The organism is Vibrio sp. HA2012, from assembly GCF_002812955.1.
Classification (GTDB): domain Bacteria; phylum Pseudomonadota; class Gammaproteobacteria; order Enterobacterales; family Vibrionaceae; genus Vibrio.
On record NZ_PFXK01000004.1, the window covers coordinates 76,286 to 93,151 of the forward strand.

The following is a 16,866-nucleotide window of genomic DNA, read 5'->3' on the forward strand; positions in this document are numbered from 1 at the left end:
GCGACTTACAGCACAAGCTGGTATTAACCGCAGCACCTGACTTAAATCGGTTAAGAAACTACCAGGGAAGCGAACTGATAAACCGATGTTGTACTACATTTTTAGTAAATACTCGGATGTAAGTGCAGTAACGGCTCCATATGCTGATGAAGAATACGAATGATGTAAATATCATGAGACTGTGCTCGATAATAAATAGCATGTTTATTATGATCGTGACGACGAAGTCCTTCAGCAATTTCCATACACTCAAAGCCCATCAACGGTTGCTCGGCAAGAGTTAGCAAAACGTTATGCATACTGTCTGTATAAACATCAGCTTGTTCTATGCCAAAGTTCAGTAGCGTGTATTCAAAAATCTGCTCAAAGTCCTTTGCGGCAAGGTTGGACAGTTTATACATTGTGTTTCTGCTTTACTTTAGCCGCGATGTCATAAAGTGATAATGAGCACTCGCCACTTTGTTCACCAGCTTCAATTGCCATTTTTAGAGCAGTAGTTTGTTTCTCCTGTCTTTCGAGTAACCGCAATGCAGAACGAACTACTTCACTTGTTGAGCCATAGCGACCACTTGCTATGAGTTGACTAACAAACTCATCTAACTGAGAGCCAATCGTAACACTCGTTGTGCGTGACATATTTTTACCTATGTGTGTTAATATTTAACACAACAAGAATAGATAAACTCAAAATCAAAATCAAATTACGAGTTGCCTATGACAATAAAGCATACTCTTGCTCACAGATTAAAAGTGGCAGTTTTTAAAGCAATTAAACGTATGCAATCTCACGCTTGTAAAAGCAAGTCATCATTGGCTAAAGCTTTAAAAGTAAAAGCTCCTGAAACAGCTTAGGTATCCTTCTCACTTAAATATTCCCCGGCAGCCTGAACCACTTTTGTCATCTCATCCTGCAGTTCGAACAGTTCCGGTTCTGTCTCTTCAATGCTCATGCCGGAACGCAGATTTTTTTCTATCGTTGCGCAGACTTTCTTCAGTCCCGGAACACCGCTGTATGAGCAGCTGCCGTGCAGTTTATGGATATGGTGCAGCAGGGTATTGATCGAATATTCCTTATCGGCAATCGCCAGATCGACCACCCGGCTTACTTCGCCGATATAGCTGACCAGCATATCCAGCATTTCTCTGGCCAGAGACTCCTTATTGGCGGCCTGTTTCAAGGCTTTCTGCCAGTCGATGATGTGTCCATTGTGTGCCGGAGTCTCGGACGGCTCTCCGGTCAGTACCAGCTTTTCGACCTGACGGGCATCGGTCGCCGGATTCCAGTGCACCAGTACCTGTTGCAGAATATGTTCCTCAATCGGCTTGGTCAGGTAATCATCCATCCCGGCGTTGAGCAACCGATCCCGCTCCCCTGACATCGCATGTGCTGTAACGGCAATCACCGGGGTATCCTGATTGAGCGGGATAGCTTTGATATGCTGACAGGCCTGCACGCCGTCCATATGTGGCATCTGGATGTCCATCAGCACAATATCGAACTTCTGTTTACCGGCTTCTTCCACGGCTTTTTCGCCGCTGCTGCAGGACACAACCTGTTCCACACGTTCTTTCAGCAGAGCCGAAATCAGTTTCAGGTTGGCCGGGTTATCATCCACTGCCATGACTTTCAGCGGCAGTTTCTCTTCATCACTGACGGGCTCTGCCAGTGGCAATAGCGCGCTGACCTGCTGGTGGCGGGTGAGGGTCATCAGCAGCTTACGGCGCGAAATCGGTTTGGTCAGACACTGTACCGGGAAGGCTTTCAGCAGTTGCTCCGACAGCGCCAGCTCGGTACTCGGCAGGCCGATGATGATCTGCCCGGTATACTGGCGGATGGTGCCGATCCAGCCGGCAATGGTGGCCGGATCGCACGCCTGTTTCGGTGACAGATTGAGCAGCACGCTGTCCTGTGGGCGGGACTGTTCCGGAACGCTGGTCTGGTAGGTTACCTGAACGCCTTCCTGTCCGAGCATCTGCTGGATCACAGAGGCGGCCTGCATATTCGGCTCAATCAGCAGCAGGCGCTTATCTTTAAGGTATTGTTTATCAATCGGCTGGCTGAGCGGCAGATCGGTGGTGGCAAGATGCAGGGTAAACCAGAAGGTGGAGCCCTGGTGCAGACGGCTGGTCAGGCTGATCTCCCCGCCCATCTGACCGACCAGTTTCCGGGCGATCACCAGCCCGAGCCCAGTGCCGCCATAGCGACGGGAAATACTGGCATCCGCCTGACGGAAGGCCTGAAACAGCTGTGTCTGCTGCCGTTCTGAAATACCGATTCCCGTATCCCGGATCATAAACTGCAGTTCGGCGGAGTCGTTATGCTGATCTTTCAGCTCTACCGTGATATCGATATTGCCCCGTTCGGTAAATTTGATCGAGTTACCGACCAGATTGGTCAGAATTTGCTGGATACGCAGAGGATCGCCGACCAGACCCGGAGGGATGCGTGAGTCTACTTTCAGGGTCAGTTCCAGCCCTTTTTCATGCGCCGACGGTGCCAGCAGGCTGACCACTTCTTCCAGATTTTCCTGAAACTCAAACGGGATATTTTCCAGCAGCAGCTTACCGGCTTCCAGTTTGGAGAAGTCCAGAATATCGTTAATGATATTCAGCAGGTTATTGGCCGAGCGCTCAATGGTCTGCAGATAATCCACCTGACTGCTGGTCAGTGTGGTTTTCAGCATCTGCCGGGCAAAGCCGATCACACCATTTAGTGGTGTTCTCAGCTCATGGGACATATTGGCCAGAAATTCAGATTTGATCCGCGCGGCCTCCTGAGCCCGTTTTTTCGCCAGATCCAGTTCTACGTTCTGGATCTCAAGCTGTTCTAGTGTTTCCCGCAGATCCGATGTTGCCTGATCGATGCTGTTCTGCATCTCCATATGGTATTCCGACAGCGACATGGCCATCGCATTGATACCGCTTTTCAGCGTATCCAGTTCCCCGTGCATTTTGCCTTCGATCCGCGAGTCCAGATGACCGCGGCGGATTTTATCCACAGTGCGTTTCATATTAGTGATCGGCTGTGTGACTTCCTGCATCAGGCGGTAGGAAAACAGCCCGGCCAGAGCCAGACCAAAGATCAGCACAATCAATGCGGCAAACATTTCCTGATATTGCTGCAGCCGCAGTGGTGAGGTGTCCAGTTCCATGGCGATATAGCCCAGCACTCGGGTCATATCGGTTCTGAGACCGTTTTCCATATCAAACTGCCCTTCGGCCAGGATCGGAGCATGCAGGATCAGACGGTTACCGAGCATTTCAACATGGCTCAGCAGGGGGATCGGTTTATCTTTCGGCAGGGTCAGGGATTCAAAATTGGGGTGAAAGTTGGAGGTCACAAACAGCTGATGTTTAGCATCAAAGACGGCGATACTGCGGATGATGTCGGAATTTTTCCGGTGCGCATAGCCGATAAGGCGTCTGACGGCGTCATGGCTCTGGCTCAGCATACCGTACTCACTGGCGATAGCCAGAGGTTCAAGGATACTGGTTCCTGAGTCAATAAGCTGATGCTCCAGATCGTGATAGCGATTGAAGGTAAAGAATGAACTTAACAGCAGCCCGATAATCAGTGTCGGAGCGAGTGTTAAAGTGATGACGCGGGCGCGTAAGCCGTATTTGGTCATGTTTGCCTGATTGCCGTGTTTACCCGATTACCGTGTTTATCTGATTACAAGGCGGTCCGGATATGGGAAAATATGCAGTAGCTTAAATCAAAGCTGACCATTTCGACAATTCCTCCCTGCTAAAATAGTGATATTCAGGGGGAACTCGTTTTACCGGACACAAATAAGGGCATCTGAGCAACAGGCATGGCACGTTTTTATCAACCGAAAAAGAAAGCCGCACCGGCAACCAAACATCAGGCAATCATGATCGAAAAACTGGACCATCAGGGAGCCGGTATCGGTTATCTGAACCGTAAACCGGTTTTTGTGGAAGGTGCTCTGCCCGGTGAAGAGGTGCTTATTCAGCTTACTGAAGACAAAAGTAAATACGCCCGGGGAACATTGATCCGACAGCTTTCTGTCAGCGAACATAGGGTCACGCCTTTCTGCCCGCATTACAGTGAATGCGGTGGTTGCAATATGCAGCATCTCTCTTATGTTGAGCAACTGAAACATAAGCAGGCTTCTCTGAGTCAGTTGATGAAAAAATTTGCCGGTGAGCAGACCGAACCGGAGGCGACGATTACCGGCCCGCAAACCGGATACCGTCGCCGGGCCAGATTCAGTCTGTTAAAAGATAAGAAAACCGCGGCGCTCCGATTCGGTTTCCGGAAAAAACAGAGTAAACAGATCGTCAATATTGATCAGTGCCCGGTACTGGCACCGGAGCTGAATGCCCTGCTGCCGGAGCTGAAACGTGTACTGAGCGGGTTTAAGCATCAGGAACAACTGGGACATGCGGAACTGGTGCTGGGAGACAATACCCCTGTGGTTCTGCTGCGGATCCTAAAACCGCTGGTGGCGGCCGATCAACAGGCGATAACCGATTTTGCCGGCCGGCATCATTTAGCTCTGTATCTGCAGGTGGCTGACAGCGCACCAGAGCGGATAACGGGTGAGACGGCCTGCTATACGGAAACCGGACTCCGTATCCCGTTTTTGCCGACCAACTTTATTCAGGTCAACCGCAGTGTCAACCAGCAGATGGTGGCTCAGGCACTGGAATGGCTGGATGTTCAGCCGGACGAGCAGGTACTGGATCTCTTCTGCGGGTTGGGTAATTTCAGCCTTCCGCTGGCGCAGCAGGCTGCACAGGTTGTCGGTGTGGAAGGCGTTCAGGAGATGGTGACTCAGGCGGCCGATAATGCCGCATCCAATGGCCTGCACAACACCGCTTTTTATCAGGCAGATCTGGAACAGGCATTGGCCGGACAGGCATGGGCAGAGACCCGGTTTGAAAAAGTGCTGCTGGATCCGGCACGGGCGGGAGCCGCCGGTGTCGTTGAACAGCTGGCCGGACTGGGGGCAAAAAGAGTGGTGTATGTTTCATGCAACCCTGCTACTCTTGCCAGAGATTCTCAATGTTTACTGCAACAGGGTTATAAGCTGCAGAAGATGGGCATGCTGGATATGTTTCCGCACACCAGTCATCTGGAGTCTATGGCGCTGTTTGTGAAATAACGGCGAACTTATTCAGATAACGGATCACAGATATCCGCAAGCACAATAAATAGTACCGGTATCCGCTGGCTTATTCAGGGCGATACCGGTCAGCAGCTAGGGAAAGATCGATGGTCGCAGTACGTGGCGCACACTTAAATAAAGACGAACAGTTTGAACTGGAAAGCTGGATTGCCAGCTTAAAGCAGGATAAGGCGACCTCAGCGAGGCTGCTGGAGGTATACCGGCAGTGTGAAAAACAGGTCGAAGGTAAAGACAACGGAGCCCTGTTGCTGTGGCGCGGACGGGAGATGATCGAAATACTGATCACCCTGTCTATGGACAGAGCCACACTGGTGGCCGCACAGCTTTTCCCTGTGGTTTCTTCCGGCTGTTTTGAACGGGAAGCCTTTGAAGAAACTTACGGTAAAGAGATCATCAAGCTGATTGACGGTGTGGAAGAGATGGCGGCTATCGGTCAGCTGAATGTCACGCTGGAAGGCTCCGAAGCCTCTGGGCAGGTGGATAATGTTCGCCGCATGTTGCTGGCGATGGTGGATGATTTCCGCTGCGTGATCATCAAACTGGCAGAGCGGATCTGCAACCTGCGCGAAGTCACTCAGGAGCCGGATGAGGTTCGGCAGGCAGCCGCCAGAGAGTGTGCCAATATCTATGCGCCGCTGGCGAACCGGCTTGGTATCGGTCAGCTGAAATGGGAAATCGAAGATTATGCGTTCCGTTATCAGCATGCTGACACTTACAAGCAGATAGCGAAGCAACTGGCTGAGCGGCGGATCGACCGGGAACATTACATTGCTGATTTTGTGACGGATCTGGCTGATGAAATGCGTGCATCCGGTATCAATGCGGAAGTCAGTGGCCGTCCGAAGCATATCTACAGCATCTGGCGTAAGATGCAGAAAAAAAGCCTCGCCTTTGACGAACTGTTCGATGTGCGAGCTGTTCGTATCATTGCTGATCAGTTGCAGGACTGTTATGCCGCGCTGGGTGTGGTGCATACCAAATATAAGCATCTGCCGAGCGAATTCGACGATTACGTCGCCAACCCCAAACCCAACGGCTACCAGTCTATCCATACGGTGATCTTAGGTCCGGAAGGCAAGACGATCGAAATCCAGATCCGCACCAAGCAGATGCATGAAGATTCGGAGCTGGGGGTGGCGGCTCACTGGAAATATAAAGAAGGCGGCAGCGGTGGCCGCAGCGGTTACGATGAAAAAATTACCTGGCTGCGAAAACTGCTCGACTGGCAGGAAGAAATGTCGGATTCCGGCGAAATGCTGGATGAGCTGCGTTCTCAGGTGTTTGATGATCGTGTCTATGCCTTTACCCCGCGTGGGGATGTGGTTGACCTGCCGATGGGGGCTACGCCGCTCGATTTTGCTTACCATATTCACTCTGAGGTCGGCCATCGCTGTATCGGTGCCAAAGTGGGCGGACGTATTGTGCCTTTCACCCATAAACTGACGATGGGTGATCAGGTTGAGATCATTACCGCGAAAGAACCGAATCCTTCTCGTGACTGGCTGAACCCGTCACTGGGCTTTGTGCATTCCGGACGTGCCCGCGCCAAAATTAACGCCTGGTTCCGTAAGCAGAGCCGGGAGAAGAATCTGGAAGCCGGTCGGGAAATACTGGAGCACGAACTGCATAAGATCGGCGCGACCCTGAAAGATGCCAGCGAATATGCGCTGAAACGCTTTAACGTAAATACTCCGGATGAACTGTATGTCGGTGTCGGCAGCGGTGACCTGCGTATCAATCAGATCATCAACCATATTAATGCTCTGGTGAATAAGCCGACCGCTGAAGAAGAAGATCAGCAGGTGCTGGAAAAGCTGCAGGGAGCCGAGGCCAAAGTGCAGCAGCAGAGCCGTCCGCATAAAGATGCGGTGGTGGTGGAAGGGGTGGATAACCTGATGACGCACCTTGCCCGTTGTTGCCAGCCTATCCCCGGTGATGCGATTTGCGGCTATATCACGCAGGGACGGGGGATTTCGGTGCATCGCGCCGACTGTGAACAGTTAGCCGAACTGCGGATCCACGCACCGGAGCGGATCATCGAGACAGTCTGGGGCGGCGGCTTTGTCGGCTCTTACATCCTGACGCTCAGGGTAGAAGCGCTGGAGCGCGGTGGTCTGCTGAAAGACATTACCACTCTGCTGGCGAACGAAAAGATGAAGGTAACCGGGATGAAAAGCCGCACGGACTATAAACGTCAGATGTCGGTGATGGATTTTGATATTGAGGTGGAAAGCGTTGAAGTGCTGGGGCGCATCTCTGCCCGTATTGAACAGATAAAAGATGTAATAAAAGTGAAGCGGTTAGGATAAAAGTGATGACACAGGAAACGGAGAAGCTGCTGGCGCTGATGGCAACACTCAGGGATCCGCAGCAGGGGTGCCCGTGGGATCGGAAACAAGATATCGACAGCCTGATCCCGCATTCCATTGAAGAGATGTTCGAAGTGGTGGATGCCATCCATAACCGTGACTGGGAAAACCTGCAGGAAGAGCTGGGTGATCTGCTGTTTCAGGTGGTGTTTTACAGCCAGATTGCACAGGAATCCGGTCACTTCAATTTTGAGCAGGTGGTTCGCGGGCTGAATCAGAAGCTGATCCGCCGTCATCCGCATGTTTTTTCCGATGCTGAGTTTGCTTCTGAGACTGAGATCAATGCCAACTGGGAACTGGAAAAAGCCAAAGAAAAGGCGGAAAAAGCCAGACGGGCAGGAAATCCGGAGAAAACAGGCGAAGCGGCAGAAAGTATTCTAGACTCAATACCAGCTTCTTTACCTGCACTGTCCAAAGCGAAGAAGATCCAGAAGCAGTGTGCCAAACACGGTTTTGACTGGGATACGCTGGGGCCGGTGGCGGATAAGGTTCGGGAAGAAATTGACGAGGTAATGGAAGAAGCCCTTCAGGTAACGCCGGATGAAGAACATCTGGAAGAAGAACTGGGCGATCTGCTGTTTTCTGTGGTGAATCTGGTGCGTTTTCTGGGCAAAGACCCGGAAGTGGCGCTGCGCAAGGCGAACAATAAATTTGACCGCCGTATTCGTCAGGTCGAGCAGGGGGTTCGGGCGCAGGGCAAACAGATGAAAGAGTGTTCGCTGGAAGAGCTGGAAGAACACTGGGTTCAGGTTAAACGTGCTGAATAAACCGTATAATAGGACGATCGGGAATATAAGAAGATAACCGGAAATATAAAAAGACAATCGGGTCGCTATAAACAGAGATAGCAGAATTGATTTGAAGCAAAAAAGAAAAAATCAGGCTGTGATAAGTTTCACGTTGTGACAGAAAGGGCGTTCTGGTATATTTGCATCCCGTCCAGAACATACCCATTCCCACATTCAACCAATTTCAGGTTAAACATGACGACAAATTATATTTTTGTTACTGGCGGGGTTGTATCCTCACTAGGTAAAGGTATTGCAGCTGCTTCACTGGCAGCAATTTTAGAAGCTCGCGGTCTTAAAGTGACCATGATGAAGCTTGACCCTTACATCAACGTTGACCCGGGTACAATGAGCCCGACGCAACATGGTGAAGTGTTTGTCACGGAAGATGGCGCTGAAACCGATCTTGACCTTGGCCACTACGAACGTTTTATTCGTACCAAAATGACCAAGCGCAATAACTTTACGGCAGGTCGTGTTTACGCTGACGTACTGCGTAAAGAGCGTCGTGGTGATTACCTTGGTGCAACCATTCAGGTTATCCCGCACATCACCAACTCGATTAAAGACCGTATTGTTGACGGTGCTCAGGGTCAGGACGTGACCATTGTAGAGATTGGCGGTACTGTCGGTGATATCGAATCACTGCCGTTTATGGAAGCGATTCGCCAGTTGGCGGTTGAGCTGGGCCGTGAACGTGCCATGTTCATGCACCTGACACTGGTCCCTTATCTGGCGGCTGCGGGTGAAGTAAAAACCAAACCGACTCAGCACTCAGTGAAAGAACTCTTGTCTATCGGTATTCAGCCGGATATTCTGGTATGCCGTAGTGACCGTATGATCCCTGCACCGGAACGCAAGAAAATTGCGCTGTTCTGTAACGTGCCGGAAAAAGCGGTTATCAGTATGAAAGACGTGGATTCCATCTATAAGATCCCTCAGTTAATCAAATCTCAGGGACTGGATGATCTGGTGTGTGCCCGTTTTGGTATTGATGCACCGGAAGCGGATCTGTCTGAATGGGAACAGGTTATCTACCAGGAAGCGAATCCGCTTGGTGAAGTGACAATCGGTATGGTCGGCAAATATATACAATTGCCGGATGCCTATAAGTCGGTGAACGAAGCCCTGAAACATGCGGGCCTGAAGAACCGTCTCAGCGTGCATATCCAGTATGTGGATTCCGAAGATGTAGAGACTAAAGGCGAAGAAGCTCTGCAGGGACTGGATGCGATTCTGGTTCCGGGTGGTTTCGGTGACCGTGGTGTTGAAGGTAAGATCCGCGCAGCTCAGTATGCCCGTGAGAATAACATCCCGTATCTGGGCATTTGTCTGGGTATGCAGGTCGCACTGATCGAATACGCGCGTAACGTCGCGGGTATGGAAGGTGCACATTCAACAGAATTTAATAAAGAAACCAAGTACCCTGTGGTAGGCTTGATCACCGAATGGGTTGATCAGGAAGGCAACGTCGAAGAACGTACCGAAAAATCCGATCTTGGTGGTACTATGCGTTTAGGTTCACAGCTTTGTCATCTGGAAAAAGGGACGAAAGCGCGTGAACTGTACGGTAACGCGACGATCTACGAACGTCACCGTCACCGTTATGAAGTGAATAACAACCTGCGTCCGCAGCTTGAAAAAGCGGGTCTGAAAGTGTCTGGCCTGTCTGCGGATAAAAAATTGGTTGAGGTAATTGAGAACCCGGCTCACCCATGGTTTGTCGCGGCTCAGTTCCACCCTGAATTTACCTCGACGCCTCGCGACGGTCATCCGTTGTTTGAAGGATTCGTAAAAGCAGCTGGCGAATATCAGCGCGGTGAATTAGTTAAGTAAGTTTGTAAGTTTAAGTTAAGTAAGGATACGGACAGCAGCGTTAGTGGTGCTGCTGTCTTTAATTTTGACATTTATATTGAACGAGAGGAAACATAATGTCTAAGATCGTTAAAGTTCTAGGTCGTGAAATCATCGACTCACGTGGTAACCCAACTGTAGAAGCTGAAGTACACCTAGAAGGCGGTTTCGTTGGTATGGCGGCAGCTCCATCAGGCGCATCTACTGGTTCTCGTGAAGCTCTTGAGCTGCGTGACGGTGACAAATCACGTTTCCTGGGTAAAGGTGTTCTTAAAGCTGTTGCTGCTGTGAACGGCCCAATCGCTGAAGCTCTGCTTGGTAAAGACGCAAAAGATCAGGCTACTGTTGACCAAATCATGATCGACCTTGACGGTACTGATAACAAAAACAACTTTGGTGCAAACGCAATCCTGGCTGTTTCTCTGGCAAACGCAAAAGCAGCAGCTGCTGCTAAAGGCATGCCTCTGTACGCTCACATTGCAGAACTGAACGGCACTCCTGGCGTTTACTCTATGCCTCTTCCAATGATGAACATCATCAACGGTGGTGAGCACGCAGACAACAACGTTGATATCCAGGAATTCATGATCCAGCCAGTGGGCGCTTCTACTCTGAAAGAAGCTCTGCGTATCGGTGCTGAAGTATTCCACAACCTGGCTAAAGTACTTAAGGCGAAAGGTCTTAACACAGCGGTTGGTGACGAAGGTGGTTTCGCTCCTAACCTGGAATCTAACGCTGCTGCTCTTGCTGCAATCAAAGAAGCTGTTGAAGCGGCTGGTTACGAGCTGGGTAAAGACGTTACTCTGGCTATGGACTGTGCTGCATCTGAGTTCTACGACAAAGAAGCTGGCAACTACAACATGAAAGGTGAAGGTAAAATCTTCACTTCTGAAGAGTTCAACCACTACCTGGAAGGTCTGGTTGCTCAATACCCAATCGTTTCTATTGAAGACGGTCTGGACGAGTCTGACTGGGATGGTTTCGCACACCAAACTAAACTGCTAGGCGACAAGATCCAACTTGTTGGTGACGACCTGTTCGTAACGAACACTAAGATCCTTGCTCAAGGTATCGAAAAAGGCATCGCTAACTCTATCCTGATCAAGTTCAACCAAATCGGTTCTCTGACTGAAACTCTGGCTGCTATCAAGATGGCTAAAGATGCAGGCTACACAGCTGTTATCTCTCACCGTTCTGGTGAAACTGAAGATGCAACTATCGCAGACCTTGCTGTTGGTACTGCGGCTGGCCAAATCAAGACTGGTTCTATGAGCCGTTCTGACCGTGTTGCTAAGTACAACCAGCTGATCCGTATCGAAGAAGCTCTGGGCGCAAAAGCACCATTCAATGGTCTGAAAGAAGTTAAAGGCCAGGCTTAATTCTTTATTGGGTTAACCGACGATTGTATTAATCGACGATTGTATTAAAGAACGATGACGTTCTGATAAGCGCCTCCTTTGGGAGGCGCTTTTATTTTCTGGGAAGTCCTTTTTATTTTCTGAGAAGTACTGTTTATCTTCTGAGAAGTACATAGCGATCGCCGGTATCTGCTGAAACCTTGCATCTCTGTTTCGGCTGGGGGACTGTCGGGTCTCTGGTCCTATATTCTTCTTCTCTTCCAGATATGTTATAACTAGTCTTTATTTTCCATTTCCAACAACGGGAAACACGGCGTGCGTTTATTTACTCTGGGGCTGTTTATATTACTGGCTCTGCTGCTTTATACCTTTTTCTGGGGGAAAAACGGCTGGTTTGACTACACCGGGGTACAGAACGAGATCGACGTGCAACGGTCGGTTAATCAGAACCTGCAGAAACGTAACAGCGAAATGTTTTCTGAAATCGATGACCTTCGGCAGGGGCTGGATGCGGTAGAAGAACGCGCCCGGCATGAACTGGGAATGGTAAAAGAAGGGGAAACCTTCTACCGCATTGTCGGTGAAGGGGCACACTGATACAGAAAAGACAATGACACAACCCCAAAACGACACTATGTATGCCATTATTCCTGCCGCCGGTGTCGGCAGCCGGATGATGGCGGATAAGCCCAAACAGTATCTGCGGCTGCACGGTAAAACCATACTGGAACATACCGCAGACAAGCTGCTGAGTCATCCGGCCATCGGTAAGGTTATCATTGCCGTCAGCGCGGATGATCCGTTTTATGCGCAACTGCCGCTGGCTTCGCATCCTGATGTGATCCGAGTGGATGGCGGTCGGGAACGCGCAGACAGCGTATTGTCGGCGCTGAACTTTTTACTTTCAGCGTTTGAGTCACTCACTGATAACTGGGTGCTGGTGCATGATGCCGCCCGCCCCTGCGTTGCCGTCAGTGATATTGATACACTGATCCGTGAACTGTCTGACGATGCCGTCGGTGGTATTCTGGCGGCTCCGGTACGGGATACGATGAAACGCAGCCGTGCCGACGGGCATATTACCCAAACGGTAGACAGAACCTATCTCTGGCACGCTCTGACTCCGCAGATGTTCCGTATCGGGCAACTGCATGCTGCACTTTCACAGGCACTGGCTGCCGGTGTCAGTATTACCGATGAAGCGTCGGCGATGGAATGGGCCGGCCTTGCTCCCCGTCTGATTGCAGGCCGCGCCGATAACCTGAAGATCACTCAGCCGGAAGATCTGGTGCTGGCCGGTTTTTACCTCGAAAGAGAATGTAACACGAAGGAATAATGATGATTCGTATTGGTCATGGTTTTGATGTACACAAATTCGGCGGAGAAGGGCCGGTCATTATCGGTGGGGTTGCTGTGCCTTATGAGCAGGGGCTGCTGGCGCATTCTGATGGTGATGTCGCTCTGCATGCCCTGACCGATGCCCTGCTCGGTGCGATTGCCGAAGGCGATATCGGCCGTCATTTTCCGGATACGGATGCAGAGTGGAAAGGAGCCGACAGCCGGGAATTGATGAAAGCCGTGTATGCTATGGTGCAGGACAAAGGCTACCGGATCGGTAATCTGGATGTCACCATTATTGCTCAGGCACCGAAAATGTTGCCCTATATTCAGCCGATGCGTGAAGCCATTGCGGCAGATCTACTTACCGATATCGGTAATATTAATGTTAAAGCAACCACAACGGAAAAATTGGGTTTTACCGGCAGAAAAGAAGGTATTGCCTGTGAAGCCGTTGTGTTGCTGATGAAGAAGTGAACCCTATGACAGATATTCTTGCTGATCTGGCTTACCTGTATGGCAAACCACAGTCCAAAGCAAAACTGAAAGCCGTACCTGAGCACTTTATTGTGCGTGAAGTCCTTGGCTATGATTTTACCGGTACGGGAGAACACCTGATGGTGAAGATCCGTAAAAGCGGTGAAAACACCACCTTTGTTGCCAATGAGTTAGCCAGATACTGTGGCGTAAAATCCAGAGATGTCAGTTGGGCCGGTCTGAAAGACCGTCATGCTGTGACTGAACAGTGGCTGAGTATCCACTTGCCGAAAGGGGATGATCCGGATTTTTCTGCTTTTGAGCAGCAATATCCGCATATTCAGATCCTGGCTGTGACCCGGCACCATAAAAAACTGCGTCCGGGCGAGCTGGCCGGTAATGAGTTTGATATTATCCTCTCAGAAGTCACCGATGTTGCTGCCGTTGAAACACGTCTGCAGCAGATAGTTCTGCACGGCGTACCTAATTACTTTGGTGCTCAGCGGTTTGGCCGCGAAGGGAACAACCTGACGGAAGCCCGGCGCTGGGGGCGGGACAATGTCCGCACCCGTAATCAGAATCAGCGCAGTATGTATCTGTCGGCGGCTCGTTCCTGGATGTTTAATCAGATTGTCTCGGCACGTATTCAGCAAGGCAGTTTTGCTACCCTGCTCAGTGGTGATCTGGTCAGAAGCGGTGATGAAACCATAGTGGTCAGTGCCGATAACCGGGCTGGGCTGGAAGCCGGATCCGCTGAACAGACTCTGTTTATCACTGCGGCTCTGGCTGGGGATAATGCCTTGCCGACACAGGATGCGGCGCTGGAGCTGGAGCAGCCGGTTCTGGATGCAGAGCCGGATCTGATGGCTTTGATCCGTGGGAACCGGATGCGGCATGAACGGCGGGACATCCTGCTGCTGCCGGAATCTTTGCAGTATGAATGTATGGATAATGAGATAAAAATTTCCTTCTCGTTATCTTCCGGCTGTTTTGCTACCTCGGTTATCCGGGAACTGGCAGAAGAGATCCCGGTTGAGCGTCATTACTCTCAGGCCTGAACCCGTGTAGGGAACAGAAGGAAACAAGCATGAAAATTCTACTTAGTAACGATGATGGCGTGTATGCCGATGGCCTGAATGTTCTGGCTGAAGCACTGTCCGATTTGGCAGAAATTGTTATTGTTGCTCCGGACAGAAACCGGTCCGGAGCCTCAAACTCGTTGACGCTGGAAAATCCTCTGCGTGTCAGCCGGATCAGCGATAATCGATACTCTGTTCAGGGCACGCCAACGGATTGTGTTCATTTTGCCCTGAATGAACTGATGAAAGATGACATGCCAGATCTGGTCTTGTCCGGCATCAATCATGGTGCCAACCTGGGTGACGATGTACTCTATTCCGGTACGGTTGCAGCGGCAATGGAAGGACATTTTCTCGGTGTTCAGTCAGTGGCGTTTTCTCTGGTCGGCGATCAGCATTTCGACACGGCGGCAAAAGTGGTGCGCAAAGTGGTGGAACAACACCTGAAAACCCCGATTCCGACGAATCGGCTGCTGAATGTGAACATTCCTGATGTGCCTTTTGATGCTTTGAAAGGGGAGCAGATCACCCGGCTGGGTGCCCGTCACCATGCAGAAAGTATGCTGAAACAGAAAGATCCGCGTGGGCACGATATCTACTGGTTGGGGCCTCCGGGTAGAGAGCAGGATGCTGGTGAGGGTACCGACTTTTATGCCATTGAGCATAAAATGGTATCGATAACGCCGATGCAGGTTGACCTGACGGCGCATGAATCCCTACAGAGTTTAAATGCGTGGCTTAAAGAGAAGTAACCATGAGTAGTCCTCAGGCCAGAAAACTGGTTGAATATTTATCGGTTAACGGCATACAGAGCCATGATGTTCTGGATGCCATCAGACGGGTACCGCGTGAGTATTTTGTTTCTGAAGCTATGATGCATCAGGCTTATGACAACAATGCGCTGCCGATAGCGCACGGACAGACTATCTCGCAGCCGTACATGGTGGCAAAAATGACCGAGCTGCTGGAACTGAACAGTGACAGCCGGGTTCTGGAAATCGGTACCGGCTCGGGCTATCAGACGGCAATACTGGCTCAACTGGTGGATAAGGTTTACTCCATTGAGCGGATTAAATCTCTGCAGTGGGAAGCGAAACGGCGTTTGAAGCAACTGGATATCTACAATGTTGCGACCAAACACGGTGACGGCTGGGAAGGCTGGCCGGCAAGAGCCCCGTTCGATGCTATCATCGTTACGGCGGCGGCCAGCGAGATCCCGCATGCGTTACTGGATCAACTGGCGGATAAAGGGCGTCTGGTTATTCCTGTCGGCGAAGCCCATCAGGAACTGATGAAAGTCGTTCGTTGCGGCGACAATTTCACTTCCAGCAGCATCGAAGCAGTGCGGTTTGTGCCACTGGTTGCCGGAGAGCTGGCCTGACGAATCATGATGGATAAGAGCAAGCAGTAACGACATGAAGATGCAGATTAAAACAGCCTTGGTTTGTGCCGGTCTGAGTGCCTTGTTACTGGGTTGTTCAGCACATTTTCCTGCTCCTGTTTCCAGTCTGAATAAAGATTACAGCCAGATAGAAAGGGGGAGTTACCGGGGGAGTTACTACGACGTTCGTCAGGGTGATACCCTGTATTATATCGCCTACATCACAGATAAAGATGTAAATGAACTGATTCGTTACAATCATCTGTCCGCTCCCTATACCATCCAGCCGGGACAGAAATTGCGTCTCTGGAGGCCAGCCTACAAGGCTCCGGCTTATGGCGGCAGCGGTGGCAGTACCGCCGGTCGTGGGACATCCTCTTCCTCTGCTGCGACAGCTTCCCCGGCAGTTTCAGCAGCAAAATCAACAACTAAAACGGCAAGCCGTTCTACCTCTCAAAATTCAACTTCGAATAAGAAACCTGTTGTTAATAAGGTTGATCAAACTAAGTCAAAAGAGTATCTTGCAAGTAAACAAAATGTTAAAAAGAATGTAAAACAGACGAAACCTGACACTGCCAGAGTCTCTTCTGCAGGCACCAAAGTCGATAACTGGCTCTGGCCGGCGAAAGGAAGAGTGATCAGAAAGTTCTCTTCCGGTGATCAGGGAAACAAAGGGATTGATATTGCCGGACGGCGAGGTCAATCCGTTGTTTCAACCGCCGGAGGCACGGTTGTTTACTCAGGCAGTGCTCTGCGCGGATACGGTAATCTGATTATCGTTAAACACAATGATAATTACTTAAGTGCATACGCACACAATGACAGTTTGCTAGTAAAAGAAGGACAAAGTGTTAAGGCCGGCCAGAAAATAGCCACCATGGGCAGCTCTGGCGCAAACCGGGTCAAACTGCACTTTGAAATTCGTTATCAGGGGAAGTCGGTTAACCCGCAACGTTATCTGCCCTGATGTCACTTTAACTGATGGTAATTTAACTATAGCAGGTTATACCAATATCAATAGTTAGTTTATTAGATAATTATTGAGAACTGGTATCAGGACATATGT

At 50.4% G+C, this 16,866-nt stretch carries 15 protein-coding genes; 12 read left to right on the forward strand and 3 right to left on the reverse strand.

From position 1 onward, the window contains the following. Positions 1–101: 101 nt before the first annotated feature. From CSW98_RS08925 to barA, 3 genes are all read right to left on the reverse strand, one after another. On the reverse strand, positions 102–401 hold the full coding sequence (locus CSW98_RS08925) for a type II toxin-antitoxin system RelE/ParE family toxin (protein ID WP_100800141.1): 300 nt from the start codon (positions 399–401) through the stop codon (positions 102–104). Next, complete coding sequence (locus CSW98_RS08930) at positions 394–636, reverse strand: type II toxin-antitoxin system ParD family antitoxin (protein WP_100800142.1); 243 nt, start codon at positions 634–636, stop codon at positions 394–396. The genes CSW98_RS08925 and CSW98_RS08930 overlap by 8 nt, the downstream gene beginning before the upstream one ends. 212 nt (positions 637–848) lie before the next feature. Beyond that, positions 849–3,629 carry a two-component sensor histidine kinase BarA gene (barA, locus tag CSW98_RS08935; protein ID WP_100800143.1) on the reverse strand — a complete coding sequence of 927 codons (2,781 nt, stop codon included), beginning with the start codon at positions 3,627–3,629 and terminating at the stop codon, positions 849–851. Between the two features lie 186 nt (positions 3,630–3,815). Between barA and rlmD the strand changes: the two genes are divergently transcribed. The 12 genes from rlmD to CSW98_RS08995 all read left to right on the forward strand — a co-directional run bounded on the left by rlmD (position 3,816) and on the right by CSW98_RS08995 (position 16,767). Further along, entirely contained in the window at positions 3,816–5,132 is a 1,317-nt protein-coding gene (gene rlmD / locus CSW98_RS08940; RefSeq protein WP_100800144.1) for a 23S rRNA (uracil(1939)-C(5))-methyltransferase RlmD, read from the forward strand. Positions 5,133–5,242: 110 nt separating this feature from the next. Next, positions 5,243–7,465 (forward strand): GTP diphosphokinase, encoded by a 2,223-nt coding sequence (gene relA / locus CSW98_RS08945; RefSeq protein WP_100800145.1) that lies wholly within the window; start codon positions 5,243–5,245, stop codon positions 7,463–7,465. 5 nt (positions 7,466–7,470) lie between these two features. Next, positions 7,471–8,292: a nucleoside triphosphate pyrophosphohydrolase gene (gene mazG, locus CSW98_RS08950; protein ID WP_100800146.1), complete on the forward strand. Its 822-nt coding sequence runs from the start codon at positions 7,471–7,473 to the stop codon at positions 8,290–8,292. Between the two features lie 216 nt (positions 8,293–8,508). Then, on the forward strand, positions 8,509–10,149 hold the full coding sequence (pyrG, locus tag CSW98_RS08955; RefSeq protein ID WP_100800147.1) for a CTP synthase: 1,641 nt from the start codon (positions 8,509–8,511) through the stop codon (positions 10,147–10,149). Between the two features lie 95 nt (positions 10,150–10,244). Beyond that, on the forward strand, positions 10,245–11,546 hold the full coding sequence (gene eno / locus CSW98_RS08960) for a phosphopyruvate hydratase (RefSeq protein WP_100800148.1): 1,302 nt from the start codon (positions 10,245–10,247) through the stop codon (positions 11,544–11,546). 294 nt (positions 11,547–11,840) lie between these two features. After that, complete coding sequence (gene ftsB, locus CSW98_RS08965; RefSeq protein WP_100800149.1) at positions 11,841–12,122, forward strand: cell division protein FtsB; 282 nt, start codon at positions 11,841–11,843, stop codon at positions 12,120–12,122. A gap of 13 nt (positions 12,123–12,135) precedes the next feature. Next, the gene (gene ispD, locus CSW98_RS08970; RefSeq protein WP_232733501.1) at positions 12,136–12,861 is read left to right on the forward strand and encodes a 2-C-methyl-D-erythritol 4-phosphate cytidylyltransferase; all 726 of its coding nucleotides are present in this window, start codon (positions 12,136–12,138) and stop codon (positions 12,859–12,861) included. Between the two features lie 2 nt (positions 12,862–12,863). After that, positions 12,864–13,340, forward strand: a complete 477-nt coding sequence (gene ispF, locus CSW98_RS08975) for a 2-C-methyl-D-erythritol 2,4-cyclodiphosphate synthase (protein ID WP_100800151.1) — start codon at positions 12,864–12,866, stop codon at positions 13,338–13,340. Positions 13,341–13,345: 5 nt separating this feature from the next. Further along, positions 13,346–14,398, forward strand: a complete 1,053-nt coding sequence (truD, locus tag CSW98_RS08980; protein ID WP_100800152.1) for a tRNA pseudouridine(13) synthase TruD — start codon at positions 13,346–13,348, stop codon at positions 14,396–14,398. 29 nt (positions 14,399–14,427) lie between these two features. Beyond that, positions 14,428–15,171 (forward strand): 5'/3'-nucleotidase SurE, encoded by a 744-nt coding sequence (gene surE, locus CSW98_RS08985; protein WP_100800153.1) that lies wholly within the window; start codon positions 14,428–14,430, stop codon positions 15,169–15,171. Positions 15,172–15,173: 2 nt separating this feature from the next. Beyond that, positions 15,174–15,800, forward strand: a complete 627-nt coding sequence (locus CSW98_RS08990; RefSeq protein WP_100800154.1) for a protein-L-isoaspartate(D-aspartate) O-methyltransferase — start codon at positions 15,174–15,176, stop codon at positions 15,798–15,800. 34 nt (positions 15,801–15,834) lie between these two features. Next, the gene (locus tag CSW98_RS08995; protein ID WP_443083660.1) at positions 15,835–16,767 is read left to right on the forward strand and encodes a peptidoglycan DD-metalloendopeptidase family protein; all 933 of its coding nucleotides are present in this window, start codon (positions 15,835–15,837) and stop codon (positions 16,765–16,767) included. Positions 16,768–16,866 lie beyond the last annotated feature (99 nt).

What these genes read in the sequence shown, in the direction of transcription:
- surE (WP_100800153.1), top strand. Translation starts at nt 14,428, where the DNA reads ATGAAAATTCTACTTAGTAACGATGATGGCGTGTATGCCGATGGCCTG.
- ispF (WP_100800151.1), top strand. Translation starts at nt 12,864, where the DNA reads ATGATTCGTATTGGTCATGGTTTTGATGTACACAAATTCGGCGGAGAA.
- rlmD (WP_100800144.1), top strand. Translation starts at nt 3,816, where the DNA reads ATGGCACGTTTTTATCAACCGAAAAAGAAAGCCGCACCGGCAACCAAA.
- pyrG (WP_100800147.1), top strand. Translation starts at nt 8,509, where the DNA reads ATGACGACAAATTATATTTTTGTTACTGGCGGGGTTGTATCCTCACTA.
- eno (WP_100800148.1), top strand. Translation starts at nt 10,245, where the DNA reads ATGTCTAAGATCGTTAAAGTTCTAGGTCGTGAAATCATCGACTCACGT.
- CSW98_RS08925 (WP_100800141.1), bottom strand. Translation starts at nt 401, where the DNA reads ATGTATAAACTGTCCAACCTTGCCGCAAAGGACTTTGAGCAGATTTTT.
- mazG (WP_100800146.1), top strand. Translation starts at nt 7,471, where the DNA reads ATGACACAGGAAACGGAGAAGCTGCTGGCGCTGATGGCAACACTCAGG.
- CSW98_RS08930 (WP_100800142.1), bottom strand. Translation starts at nt 636, where the DNA reads ATGTCACGCACAACGAGTGTTACGATTGGCTCTCAGTTAGATGAGTTT.
- CSW98_RS08990 (WP_100800154.1), top strand. Translation starts at nt 15,174, where the DNA reads ATGAGTAGTCCTCAGGCCAGAAAACTGGTTGAATATTTATCGGTTAAC.
- relA (WP_100800145.1), top strand. Translation starts at nt 5,243, where the DNA reads ATGGTCGCAGTACGTGGCGCACACTTAAATAAAGACGAACAGTTTGAA.
- ispD (WP_232733501.1), top strand. Translation starts at nt 12,136, where the DNA reads ATGACACAACCCCAAAACGACACTATGTATGCCATTATTCCTGCCGCC.
- CSW98_RS08995 (WP_443083660.1), top strand. Translation starts at nt 15,835, where the DNA reads ATGAAGATGCAGATTAAAACAGCCTTGGTTTGTGCCGGTCTGAGTGCC.
- barA (WP_100800143.1), bottom strand. Translation starts at nt 3,629, where the DNA reads ATGACCAAATACGGCTTACGCGCCCGCGTCATCACTTTAACACTCGCT.
- truD (WP_100800152.1), top strand. Translation starts at nt 13,346, where the DNA reads ATGACAGATATTCTTGCTGATCTGGCTTACCTGTATGGCAAACCACAG.